At 58.9% G+C, this 12,124-nt stretch carries 8 protein-coding genes and 2 pseudogenes; 9 read left to right on the top strand and 1 reads right to left on the bottom strand.

The features are described from left to right. Positions 1-10 precede the first annotated feature (10 nt). From NKH21_RS28050 to NKH21_RS28075, 6 genes are all read left to right on the top strand, one after another. Positions 11-754: an amino acid ABC transporter ATP-binding protein gene (locus tag NKH21_RS28050; protein ID WP_352869072.1), complete on the top strand. Its 744-nt coding sequence runs from the start codon at positions 11-13 to the stop codon at positions 752-754. A 245-nt stretch (positions 755-999) separates the two neighbouring features. Next, a complete protein-coding gene (locus NKH21_RS28055; RefSeq protein WP_352869044.1) occupies positions 1,000-2,424 on the top strand; it encodes a dipeptidase in 1,425 nt (474 codons plus the stop codon). A gap of 478 nt (positions 2,425-2,902) precedes the next feature. Continuing rightward, positions 2,903-4,159, top strand: a complete 1,257-nt coding sequence (locus NKH21_RS28060) for a sarcosine oxidase subunit beta family protein (protein ID WP_352869047.1) — start codon at positions 2,903-2,905, stop codon at positions 4,157-4,159. An 18-nt stretch (positions 4,160-4,177) separates the two neighbouring features. Next, entirely contained in the window at positions 4,178-4,444 is a 267-nt protein-coding gene (locus NKH21_RS28065) for a sarcosine oxidase subunit delta (protein ID WP_352869050.1), read from the top strand. Further along, complete coding sequence (locus NKH21_RS28070) at positions 4,441-7,527, top strand: 2Fe-2S iron-sulfur cluster-binding protein (RefSeq protein WP_352869053.1); 3,087 nt, start codon at positions 4,441-4,443, stop codon at positions 7,525-7,527. Before NKH21_RS28065 ends, NKH21_RS28070 begins: the two co-directional genes overlap by 4 nt. After that, a complete protein-coding gene (locus NKH21_RS28075; RefSeq protein WP_352869056.1) occupies positions 7,520-8,065 on the top strand; it encodes a sarcosine oxidase subunit gamma in 546 nt (181 codons plus the stop codon). Before NKH21_RS28070 ends, NKH21_RS28075 begins: the two co-directional genes overlap by 8 nt. A gap of 1,738 nt (positions 8,066-9,803) precedes the next feature. Here NKH21_RS28075 and NKH21_RS28080 read toward each other — a convergent pair. Further along, a complete protein-coding gene (locus NKH21_RS28080) occupies positions 9,804-10,007 on the bottom strand; it encodes a hypothetical protein (RefSeq protein ID WP_352869059.1) in 204 nt (67 codons plus the stop codon). 95 nt (positions 10,008-10,102) lie between these two features. Here NKH21_RS28080 and NKH21_RS32895 point away from each other — a divergent pair. The 3 genes and pseudogenes from NKH21_RS32895 to NKH21_RS28090 all read left to right on the top strand — a co-directional run. Then, positions 10,103-10,263: pseudogene (locus tag NKH21_RS32895) on the top strand (transposase); the annotation flags it as partial. A 634-nt stretch (positions 10,264-10,897) separates the two neighbouring features. Further along, complete coding sequence (locus tag NKH21_RS28085; protein WP_352869063.1) at positions 10,898-11,896, top strand: D-alanine--D-alanine ligase family protein; 999 nt, start codon at positions 10,898-10,900, stop codon at positions 11,894-11,896. Positions 11,897-12,015: 119 nt separating this feature from the next. Beyond that, positions 12,016-12,124: pseudogene (locus NKH21_RS28090) on the top strand (IS630 family transposase); the annotation flags it as partial.

Genomic DNA, 12,124 nt, shown 5'->3' on the forward strand with positions numbered 1-12,124 from the left:
GCAGGTGCCAATGAGTGCAGACAAAATTATTGAAGCGACGAACGTGTCCAAGTGGTACGGCTCTTTCAGAGCATTGACTGACGTCAATCTCACCGTCCGCAAGGGCGAACGCATCGTTATTTGCGGCCCCTCCGGATCGGGAAAGTCGACGCTGATCCGCTGCTTCAATCGACTCGAAGCACACCAAGAGGGTGAGATCACGGTCAACGGGATCAGGTTGCACAACAAAATGCGCAACGTGACTGAAGTTCGCAAGAACGTTGGCTTGGTGTTCCAGCACTTCAATCTCTTCCCCCACATGACCGTGCTAATGAACTGCATGGCCGCCCCGATGTGGATCAAGGGCATGCCCGAGGTCGAGGCAAGGAAGATCGCATCGAAGTTCCTTGAGCGCGTGCGCATACCGGAACAGGCGAACAAATATCCGGGTCAGCTCTCCGGAGGACAGCAGCAGCGCGTCGCAATTGCCCGTTCCCTTTGTATGGAGCCTGCCGTCATGCTCTTCGACGAGCCGACCTCGTCGCTCGATCCGGAGATGGTCGCCGAGGTGCTTGAGACAATGACCGGTCTCGCGCGCGATGGCATGACCATGGTTTGCGTCACACACGAGATGGGCTTTGCGCGCTCCGTCGCGGACCGAGTGATCTTCATGGACGCGGGCCAAATTGTCGAACAGGGCGCTCCGAACGACTTCTTCACCAGGCCGCAGCATGAAAGAACAAAACTCTTCCTCAGTCAGATCTTGTCGCACTGAGTATCATCAACCGTTGGAGGGTATGGTTAGTTGAACTCGTAGTACTTTTAATAAGAAGAAATATCGATGATCTATTCCAATGAATTCGTCTTCCTATCTTCGTCGAAAAATCTAAAAACCTTTTGAAAAAGCTCGGCCTGCAATGGAGAAAGCGGGTATCGATCTACTGGTCGTTACGGACGCCGCCAATTTACAACTTGTCTTATGAGAAGTCCACGGTTCTACCGGACGCCAAGGAGAATACAATGAAAGCGGATGAAGTTGTTCATGACATGCTCGATCGCCAGGATCAAATCGTGGATAGACTTTGCGCGTTCCTGCGCTTACCAAGTGTAAGCACAGATCCAGCTTTCATTGGAGGGATGCGGGACGCGCAAGCGTTTCTAGTGAACTGGCTCGAGCGCATTGGCCTGAGCGATGTCCAGCTTCTCGACGGCGGCGGTCACCCAGCCGTTTACGGAGCTTGGAACGGTGCGCCCGGAAAGCCTACGTTGCTCATCTATGGGCACTATGATGTTCAACCCCCCGACCCGGTAGAAGCTTGGTTTACTCCACCTTTCGAACCAACCATCCGCGGCGGACGGCTCTACGCGCGAGGGGCGTCTGACGTCAAAGGCTCGACTGCAATTGCACTTGAAACTATCGCTGCGTTTCTGAAGGTCCGAGGCGCCTGCCCCGTCAACGTGAAAGTCTTTTTGGAGGGTGAAGAGGAGACCAACAGTCCTAGTTTGCGCCTTATTGTGGAGCGGTACGGCGACTTGCTGCAGGCTGATGGAATGATATCCGCTGATGGCTCGCGAGCGCATCCCGAAATTCCGACGATTAATGTCGGCTCGCGCGGAATTGTAGAGTTTGAAATTTCAGTTCGAACCGCCGACAAGGACCTTCATTCTGGTCGTTACGGCGGCGCGGTTCGGAACGCCGTACATGAGATGGCGAGAATCATCGCTTCGTTACATGACGAGGATGGCGCAATCGCGGTCCCGGGATTGTTGCCGGTCGTATCTTCCGTCTCAGTCGACGCCCGTGCCGAGACGGCCAGATTTGCCTTCGACGAGGTCGCTTTCGTCAAAGACGTTGGGGCGCAAGCCCACGGGGAACCTGGCTTCTCGACACGTGAACGGCTAACGCTTCGACCGGCCTTGGACATAAATGGCATGTGGGGAGGTTACACTGGGTTTGGCAGTAAAACAGTGATCTCAAGTACAGCCCACGCTAAGCTATCTTTGAGAATCGTGCCCGGACAGGACCCCGACCAAGTCTCAAACGCGCTTAAGTTTCATCTGCGTGCCGTTTGCCCCCCGGATGTTGAGCTGTCAATTGACGACCCGGGAACTGGAAGCCGCGCCTTCGACCTACCGACCGGACATCCCCTCGTGCTTGCGGCCAAGAAAGTCTTGTCCGAGGCGACCGGTCAAGAGCCGATACTTGTCCGCCTGGCGGCGTCCATTCCCATTACAGTGATATTCCAAGAGTTGCTCGGGGTTCAGACACTGATGTTCGGCTTTGCCCTTCCGGATGAGGATATTCATTCGCCCAACGAATTCTTCCGGTTAGCCTCGTTGGCGGAAGGCCTTTCTGCGTGGCCAAGGTTGCTAGAGCAAATCGGTGAGTACAGTGCCGATGAGTTTCGATCGATGGCCATAGCGGCCGAGAAGCCGCTAACTTAGCATGTAAAGAGTTTTGGATGAAAGCCCTTTGCAAGGCCGTCCTGTGCTCGGAAATCTTTCGCATGGAAGACTTGTCGTCCGATAGCTCGTTTCGAGTTTGTAGGGCGGGAGTCTTTTCGAAGCAACGAAGCCAATTTGATGGGTAAACGTCCTCTGATCATCTGAAAACGCGATGGCACAGTGCGCGGCTTTATGTTGGTAATTCCAACGCCAAGTGGCGCATATTTGGCGCGGAATGGGTCGATCTGGTCCCCCTGCTAACGGAAGGTGAAGTGCATGCAGATCAAAGATATCGGGTCGGCGAGACTGAGAAGCGAATGATCTCTGTTGGTAAAACCCACGCCTGGGTTCACAATCATCCGTGTCTGGCAGAAGGACTGCGCCATCGCGATCTCCAAATTCATAAGTATCACGAAGGAGGTGCGGAAACTTTCTGCGACTTCCCTCGACGCTTATTCGTTAAATAACGGAGATCGGCATGCGCGGATATTCGGTTTTTTCCATCCTTCGCAATGGTCTCACCGGCCAAAGGCACTGGCGACGCGCCTGGCGGGCGCCCGTTCCGAAGTCGACCTATGATGTTGTTATCGTAGGCGGCGGCGGGCACGGTCTGGCGACCGCTTTCTATCTCGCCGAGAACCACGGCGTCCGCAATGTCGCCGTGCTGGAGAAGGGCTATATCGGTGGCGGCAACGTCGGCCGTAACACCACAATCATCCGGTCGAACTATCGGCTTGATGGCAATACCCAGTTCTACGAATTTTCGATGAAGCTGTGGGAGGGCCTGTCGCGAGCGCTCAATTTCAACGTGATGTTCTCGCAGCGCGGCTTTTTGCTGACAGCCAATTCGGCCGGCGAATTCGACGCCTTCGGCTATCGCGCAAATGTCATGCGGCTGAACGGGATCGACGCCGAATTGCTTGATAGCGAGGAAGTGCGCCGGATGGCGCCCTATCTGGATTTTTCGGAGAAGGCGCTGTTCCCGATTCACGGCGCGATACTTCAGGGCCGGGCGGGCACTGCGCGCCATGACGCGGTGGCATGGGGCTACGCACGCGCCGCCGACGCTCACGGCGTCGACATCATCCAGGGCTGCGAGGTGACGGGTTTCGTCCATGACGGCGAGCGCATCGTTGGCGTCGAGACGACGAAGGGCCGGATCGGCGCCGGAAAAGTCGGGCTTGCGGTGGCGGGGCACACCTCGGTGCTCGGCCACAAAGCCGGCCTCGAACTGCCGATCGAGAGCCATATCCTGCAGGCTTTCGTGACCGAACCGATCAAGCCGCTGGTCCACCACGTCTTGGCCTATGGCGCCGACCACTTTTATGTCAGCCAGTCGGACAAGGGTGGACTGGTCTTTGGCGGGGGCCTGGACGGCTATAATTCCTATGCGCAACGCGGCAATCTTGGCGTCGTTCGCGAGGTTGCCGAGGCTGCGATCGCGATGATGCCCTCCATCTCGCGGCTACGCATCCTGCGCCACTGGGGTGGCGTGATGGACATGACGCCCGACGCCAGCCCGATCATCGGCCCGACGCCGGTCGACGGGCTCTACCTCAACGCTGGCTGGTGCTACGGCGGCTTCAAGGCCACGCCTGCTTCGGGCTGGTGCTTTGCGCATACGCTCGCCAAGGGCGAAGCCCATCCGCTTGCGGCCGCCTATCGGCTCGACCGCTTCCGTGCCGGCCGCACGATCGACGAGGCCGGCGCCGGCCCATTCGCCTGGCTGCAATAACAGAGAGACTGGAAGATCATGCTGCGCATCGAATGTCCCTGCTGCGGGCCGCGCGACCACGACGAGTTCCGCTATGGCGGAGACGCCTCGGTGAGCCGGCCAGCGTATGACGATCCGGATTTCGAAGCCTGGTACCGCTACGTCTTCGTGCGCGAGAACCCGGCCGGGCTGCATCGCGAATACTGGCAGCACGTGATGGGCTGCCGACAATGGCTCGTCGTCGAGCGTGACACGCGGAGCCATGCCATCGCCTCGACCCGCTTTGCTCGGGAGGCGCGCGCATGAGCCGGGTCATGGGAGGCGGGCGGATCGACCGCTCGCAGCCAATCGAATTCACCTTCGACGGCAGGGCGATGACCGGTTTTCGCGGCGACACGCTCGCCTCGGCACTGCTGGCAAACGGCGTCCGCCTTGTCGGCCGCAGCTTTAAGTATCACCGGCCGCGCGGCATCTATTCAGCGGGGCCCGAGGAGCCGAATGCGCTTGTGACATTAGGAACCGGCGGGCGGCGCGAGCCGAACCTGCCGGCGACCATGGTGGAATTGGCGGACGGCTTGGTAGCCGAAAGCCAGAACCGCTGGCCATCGCTCAAGTTCGATGCCCAGGGCATCAACGGCCTGTTCGCACCCTTCTTGGCGGCGGGCTTCTACTACAAGACCTTCATGGGCCCGACCCGGCGGGCTTGGATGTTCTATGAACATTTCATCCGCAAGGCTGCGGGGCTGGGCCGCGCGGGAGAAGAACCTGATCCGGACCGCTACGAAGTACGCCATCTCTTCGCGGATGTCGCGGTGATCGGGACCGGGCCGGCGGGACTTTCGGCGGCGCTGGTGGCGGGCGAGGCGGGCGCCAGGGTGGTCCTCGTAGAGCAGGATTTTCTGGCCGGCGGTACGCTTTTGTCGGAGCGGGCGGAGGCCAGGGAATGGCTTTCCGGAACGCTTGGAAGGCTCGCCGATATGCCGAATGTTTCGATGATGATGCGCACCACGGCGTTCGGCGCCTATGATGGCAATGTGCTCGGGCTCGTGGAGCGGCACGGGTCCCGAACCGCCGATCCGAAAGAAGGGCAAACGCGCCAGGCGCTACTGCTTTTGCGCGCGAAATCGATCCTTTATGCGACTGGGTCGATTGAGCGGCCGCTGACGTTCGCCAATAACGACCGACCCGGGATCATGCTAGCCTCCGCGGCGCGGATCTATCTGAACCGCTTTGCGGTCCTGGCGGGTACCAGGGCTGTGGTTGCGACCGACAATGACAGCGCCTACAGAGCAGCCTTTGATCTTGCCGCAGCCGGGGCGGAAGTGACGATAGCAGACAGCCGCGCCGAACCGGCACATGAACTTCTGGAACAGGCGCGCCGCCAGGGCATCGCCGTCCGCACCAAATCGCTGGTTTCCAACGCTTTGGGACGGCATGCCGTACGCGCTATCGCGCTTTCCGAACCTGCTGGTTCGACTACGATCGGATGCGACCTGGTCGCGGTCTCCGCCGGCTGGTCGCCGACGGTGCATCTGACCTCCCATCTCGGGGTGAAGCCGATCTATCGCGAAGACATTTGCGCTTTCGTCCCGGGAAAGCTCGGAGCGGGGCAATTCGTGGCCGGTGCTGTGACGGGAGGCTTCACCACAGCCAGCGCGATCGAAGAGGGGCATCGTGCAGGGGTTGAGGCATCTGCTTTCTGCGGCGCAGCCAAATTGATCGCGCATCCTGTCATGCTCAAACTTACTGAAATCAATGCGGGACCTAATGATAACCCCCTCTCCACCTCACTTCGCTCGGCCCCTCTCCCCCACTTAGTGAGGGGGGAGGACAGAAGCCCCGCCATGAGGCCGGAGCGTCATCTCCCCCGTCGGTCGGGCGAGAGGTGGTTCGCGCCGCGATCCCGAAATGGGAACGAAAAAGAAGCTGAACTTACCGAAGGCAAGGCCTTCGTCGACCTGCAGATGGACGTGACCGCCACTGACATTGCGCTGGCGCATCGCGAGGGATACGAGGCAGTCGAGCATCTGAAGCGGTACACCACACTCGGTATGGGCACCGACCAAGGTAAGACAAGCAACTTCCATGCGCTTTCAATTATGGCCGGCCTGCGCGCCATGGCGGTTCCGGACGTTGGCACCACAACGTTCCGGCCGCCCTACACACCGGTCGCCGTCGGGGCGCTGGCCGGGCGTGGCATCGGCCATCATTACAAGCCGATCCGGCACACGCCGATGCACGACTGGCATGTCGCCAACGGCGCGCAGATGGTGGAGGGCGGCCTCTGGATGCGGCCCTGGTTCTATCGTGCTTCCGGCCGCGACGTGAACGACGCCTATGTCGCAGAGATGCGGATGGTGCGCGAGGCGGCCGGGCTAATGGACATCTCCACGCTCGGCAAGATCCACATACACGGGCCGGACGCAGCCAGCTTCCTCGACCGGGTCTATGTCAACGGCTTTGCCAGGCTGCCGGTCGGCCGCGCGCGCTACGGCGTCATGTTACGCGACGATGGCATCGTCTTCGACGACGGCACCACGAGCCGACTCGGTGAGCGGCACTTCTTCATGACGACATCGACCGCGAAGGCCGCGGACGTGATGTCCCGGCTCGAATTCCTGCTCGATACCGCTTGGCCCGACCTGCGCGTTTCGGTGACTTCGGTCACCTACGAATGGGCGGCGATGTCGGTAGCCGGTCCGAAGAGCCGCGATATCCTCGCCGCCGCGTTTCCCGATTTAGACCTCTCAAACGAGGCGTTGCCGCATATGGGGCTGATCGAAGAGAAATATGGCGACAAGCCCCTGCGCATCATCCGCCTCAGCTTTTCCGGCGAGCGGGCTTACGAGATCTATGTCGGCGCGAGCATGGGCAAGGAGGTATGGTGCCGGCTGATGGAGGCCGGCGCGCCCTTTGGCTTGAAGCCCTACGGCGTCGAGGCCCTGGGCGCCCTGCGCGTTGAGAAGGGCCATGTCGCGGGACCGGAGATCGACGGCAGGACGACGCTCGAGGACCTAGGGCTCAGCCGCATGGCGGGCAAGCGCAGTGGCTATGTGGGCGAGGTACTTGGCCGCCGCGAAGCCTTCGGCGACCCGGAGCGACCGCGACTGGTCGGGCTGCGCTGCATCGAGCCTGGAAAGCAGTTATACGTCGGCGCGATCCTATTCAGGCCTAGCGAGCCGTTGCAGGGCCACGGTCTCGGCCGCGTCACTTCCGTGACCTACAGCCCCACGCTCGACGCCTGGATCGGGCTCGGACTGCTTGCCCGGAAAGCAGCGGAGGAGGGTGCCGAGATCGTCGCCACTTATCCGATCGCAGGCCAGACGGTGCGGGTCCGGGTAGTCTCGCCCCTATTCCTCGACCCGAAGGGAGAACGGCTCCATGGCTGAAGGTCCCACCGTGGCTGGGTTCGAAATGGCGGCGTATGACTGCGCGATCGTCCAATTGGAGGGCTGGGGCGGCGCGATGGCGCAATTCGAAGCGGAACTGCAACGGACGCTAGGCGGGCCGCTGCCGAACGAGACCGGCGAGACCGCTCGTCATGACAGCCGGCTCGTGGTCCGCGTCGCGCCACGCCGGTTCTGGCTGCTTTGTGACGGCCCGCCGCCGGTTATCGATGTCGACCCGGAACTTGGCTGCGCACTCCCGCTCGGCGAGGGCAGGGTCGGGCTGCGGCTTTCCGGCGGGGGCCTCAAATATGTGCTGGAGCGGTGCGTCCCGGTGGATTGGGAGACGCTGGACGAGGGACGGGCGCTCCACACCGGCCTCCATCGCGTGCCGGTCCTCCTGCTGCGCAGGAGCGCATTCGAATGCGACATCATCGCCCCGCGCAGCTTCAGCAAGAGCCTGACGGAGTGGATTGCAGACGTTTCCGCGGCCGGCAACTTCGCTACCACCTCAAATAGTCCCGCGGCAGACCTCGAATAAAAGCGGGTCACCTTCCGCAACGACCTTCAAGCGTGATGTGCCGCTCATCTGTATCCACCAAGGCGAGAATGAACGTCTCGTGCGCATCCAGCTTCGAAATCTTGGCTTGCCCTGCCGGCCAGGCTCCAGCCTGCCGATCGAAAACGCCAATCGCGATACCACGCACCAGACTTCGAAATCCCGATCGAAAACCGGCGTGCCGCTTCCCGACAGACCTTCGTCTATCGCCTCGACGACACGCTTTCGCAAATCCAGGCTGTAGGCTCGCGCCATGCAGTTGCTCCTTCCGCAAATTGATTCGATCAGGGAATCAGAGCAAGCCACTCAATGCAAACCCGCGACTCCGATTTAAGCAAAACCGCTCTAGCCCTGCGATCGCATGATGCCCCTTGGGACCAACTCCTCCCGCTGCGAACTTTCATATACACTCGTATTCGACGTAATGGTCTGGCTTTTTGAAGACAGTTGAGTTTTCCGCAACCCATGCTATCAAGCCTATGACTGTCATACCATAATGGTGAAGCATTTTTTCGAATGAGCTCCCTTTAGCCACTCCTGGAATATAATTAGATTCGAGAAACCAGATCTTTGATATCTCTACAAACTCGGAATCGAATCAAATATCGATAGAAGAAGCAATAGTTTTTGCCAACAATTGCAGGCTATGAGAAATTTTATCATCTAGATTAATCATTTTCTCTTGGCGATTTTTTCCGAATATTTTTGATCTCGTCCACAAAATTGCATATCTGCTTCCAGTTTTAAAACCGGAAGCGGCTCTACCCCCGACGTACTTATTATGCAACCACACGTATACTCATCCCCTCATGAGCTCTTGTAACACAGCTGCACTGTCGTAGGCAAATATCTTGTGAAGAAGGGCCTCAATCTCCGTCCCCGACCTTGCAGGATTGTGAAAAAGTTTTGCAAATAGCGATGAACCAAGTTAATTCGGTTTCACTACAATTGGACTTAAGCAGGACGTAGGGATCATCTTCATTACATCGTCGACATTTCTAGGTGTTATTAGTGTTGTCTTCGGCGCTCTCACGATTTCAGTGGGCAACAACGAGGAAACGATCGACGACATTGCATACTTGTTCATCGTCAACGATGCGACATGTGGGTCGCCGAACGTGCCCTCTAAGCCTGAAAGCGCCGCAAGCGTCTGAACTCCTCCGTCTTCGCCAAACTGTCCGTGTAACAAATTCACAACATATTCATTGCGAGGCCGTCAAGATGCATTTTCCGGCCCCTTCGTCACTGACAGGCGTAAGCTTATAGTTATTTGATGTTTATTTTCGCTAAGAACTCTTGTGGCTTGAATAGAGTCCTCTCTGATCGGGGTCATTGAAGTCTATTTACTCCTGCTCTTCTTCCGGATCGTATCGCCAGTGGGCATGGGCTTCTGTTCGCGCTCGCAGCTTGGGCGCGGCATGATGGCTTCAGAAGAGCAAGGCGTCTCAATCTGTGTCACGACTTTGAAGGCTTTGATCTTCTCGCCGAGATCGCTCTTGTCCATCCTCGGTACGGGCGGCCTGCTAGGGTATGCCGACGCCGAAATGCCGCGGGTGGGCTACATCCAGAGGCGGTTGGGTTCATCGCGAGTTTTGCAGATGCTCTCTTCCCGTAGAATGGGATCCTGACGCATACGTGACACGTTCGTTTCCTTAGCAATTATCACCAGTCGACAGCTTCCGCCGCCCTAAGCCAACGCAGCAAAACTCACGCCAAATAGCTAATCGAGCCAAAGAAGAATTGTATGGCAGCGTTCAGCTATCTCGCCTGAGGCAAGCGAGAGGGATTGGTACACAAAACTTGTCGCTAACCCGACAAAGTGTCGAATGTGCCCCAGCACGTGGTGTAAGTCGTCGGCGAAGGCGCCGGTCGCGATCGCGCCTTCAACAGCGCTGTAGCGCGCGAGCGGCGTAGCGGTGGTCATAGATGTTCCCCCCGTAGGCTCGGGTTGCTGAAGCCAAACTGATTCGAAGGAACCACCGATGATCGGCGAGATGATGGACTAGCGTGCGCTCGTGGCAGATGATGGGGTTTGCCGCCGGAGCGGCTGATGGAGGTGGAGGTTCGCGCCGCCTACGGGCGCCATCTATGGCGAGAAAGGGGCCGCTGCGGACGGTCCAGCGCACCGGTTATCGAGGCAGGACTGGGAGACGCGAGCCGGCACCGTCGAGCTGCGCCTGTGTACTGACCCGCAAGTATTCCGCGTCGCGGCGCGAGACACCCGGTTTTCCCACTTACCCGCACAATCTCTTCGTTGGTCCGCCGATTGCATATCCGTTCAAGATTGCGATCTGGCGGTCTCGAACCGATGAGGTCTAGATGAAACTTGCTAAAACGATGCTGCTTCATGCGATAGATACTGCACTGTTGAGTGCTGTACCGCGAAGCTTTGCCGCATCCGTCCCAGGTTCCGCTGACCCCCCAGCAGCAGCTTGGTTCTTTCGCTCCTACGGGCGGTAGCGAGGCCTGTCACATGCAGATGGGCGTCGGCTCAGCGGCAAGATGTACCACGCGGCCCTGCAGCCAACTGCGGACGAATTGGTGGCGCTTCATGAGGTGCTGCGCACCACCTTCAGGGCGGTAGACCGAGGAGTTCCAGCGAATCGGACGATCTGACGATGACATAGAATGTGTAGGGGACGCTCGCTAACCTGATGCGCCATGGAGCAGCAGCCGAAGTTTGTATGAGAAGCCGGGAGTCCATTCGCGGCTTAAAGGCAGCACAGGCGGGGCGCGCGGGTCGTAGTTGTTGGCCTCGATTAACCAAATCCGAGTGATCGAACGTGGCAGTAGGTAAATATTAGGGAGTAACTCATGCGGGTAGCTATCGTTGTTAACTACGACTGTAAGGGCGTGATCAATCGATTTGGCCAGCCTCGTCCGGAGCAATACCACGGCGACAGGACGTTTGAAAGCCTGATGGCAGCACTGCAAAAGGGCGGCCACGAGACCCTGCTGTGCGAAGGTGATAAAGGACTGCTCACAGCACTCGAGCGGTTCATGCCACCCGATTCGCAGGCCCGCCCTTCGGGAATCGTCTTCAACTGGGCGGGCGGGATTCAGGGCGAGTGCCCTTACGCCCACGTTCCGGCCATGCTCGAAATGGCGGGCGTTCCTTACACCGGATCGAGCCCGCTCGGGTATGGACTGGCGGACGACAAGGTGGTTACCAAGATGCTCATCCGCAGTCGCGGCGTGCCAACGCCCAACTTTCGAGTGATGCGTGTTGGCACAGAGAGTACCGGCGACCTTCGATTCCCGGTGGTAGTAAAGCCGCGTTACGGTTCCGACAGCTTGGGGCTGCAGTTCGTACGTGAGCCTGCTCAGTTGAGGCAGGCTGTAGAAGTGATCGTCAGGCAGTATGCGCAGGATGCGCTCGTGGAAGAATATATCGACGGGCGAGAAATTGCTGTCGCGCTGCTCGGAAACGAAGAGCTCGAAATGCTACCTCCGGTGGAGCAAGACTTCGGCGAACACGAAACGCGCCTTTTCAATTGGGAAATGAAAAGCATGGCGGTCGCGACGCCGCTCCCAATTTGTCCTGCGGAAATCGGGAGCGATCTCGCGACGGTGCTTCGAGATAATTCGGTTGCGACCTTCCGTGCCTGCCAGTGCCGGGACTTTGCCCGCGTCGACCTTCGGATCGATCGCTCCGGCAAGCCCTTTGTCCTGGAGATTAACGCCATGCCGGGGCTCGGTGCCACTGGCTTTTTTGCCTTAGCCGCAAGGGCCGCCGGACACAGTTATTCTAGGTTGGTCAATCGCATCCTGGATGTAGCTCACACGCGGTATTTCGGAGTGGGCCTTCCCTAGCCACTGCACATTAGGAGCGAATCGTTGCGCTAGAGCACGTCCTGTGATCGATGAATCGATTGTGATGTGACGGCTGCGTTTTGTGCTGATTCAACATCCACCTCGATGGGAGGTGGACGATGGGAAGAGCATTGAGCGGTGACCTTCGGTCGCGGGTCTTGAAGGCTTCGGACGAGGGCATGTCGGCGCGGCAAGCGGCGGCGCGGTTCGGCGTGGGAGTGTCCAGCG

This window comes from Mesorhizobium sp. M1329 (genome assembly GCF_040318035.1).
GTDB lineage: Bacteria > Pseudomonadota > Alphaproteobacteria > Rhizobiales > Rhizobiaceae > Mesorhizobium.

Excerpts from the sequence above, each read along its gene's own strand:
- NKH21_RS28070 (WP_352869053.1), top strand. The coding sequence starts at position 4,441 with ATGAGCCGGGTCATGGGAGGCGGGCGGATCGACCGCTCGCAGCCAATC.
- NKH21_RS28080 (WP_352869059.1), bottom strand. The coding sequence starts at position 10,007 with ATGACCACCGCTACGCCGCTCGCGCGCTACAGCGCTGTTGAAGGCGCG.
- NKH21_RS28060 (WP_352869047.1), top strand. The coding sequence starts at position 2,903 with ATGCGCGGATATTCGGTTTTTTCCATCCTTCGCAATGGTCTCACCGGC.
- NKH21_RS28050 (WP_352869072.1), top strand. The coding sequence starts at position 11 with ATGAGTGCAGACAAAATTATTGAAGCGACGAACGTGTCCAAGTGGTAC.
- NKH21_RS28065 (WP_352869050.1), top strand. The coding sequence starts at position 4,178 with ATGCTGCGCATCGAATGTCCCTGCTGCGGGCCGCGCGACCACGACGAG.
- NKH21_RS28085 (WP_352869063.1), top strand. The coding sequence starts at position 10,898 with ATGCGGGTAGCTATCGTTGTTAACTACGACTGTAAGGGCGTGATCAAT.
- NKH21_RS28055 (WP_352869044.1), top strand. The coding sequence starts at position 1,000 with ATGAAAGCGGATGAAGTTGTTCATGACATGCTCGATCGCCAGGATCAA.
- NKH21_RS28075 (WP_352869056.1), top strand. The coding sequence starts at position 7,520 with ATGGCTGAAGGTCCCACCGTGGCTGGGTTCGAAATGGCGGCGTATGAC.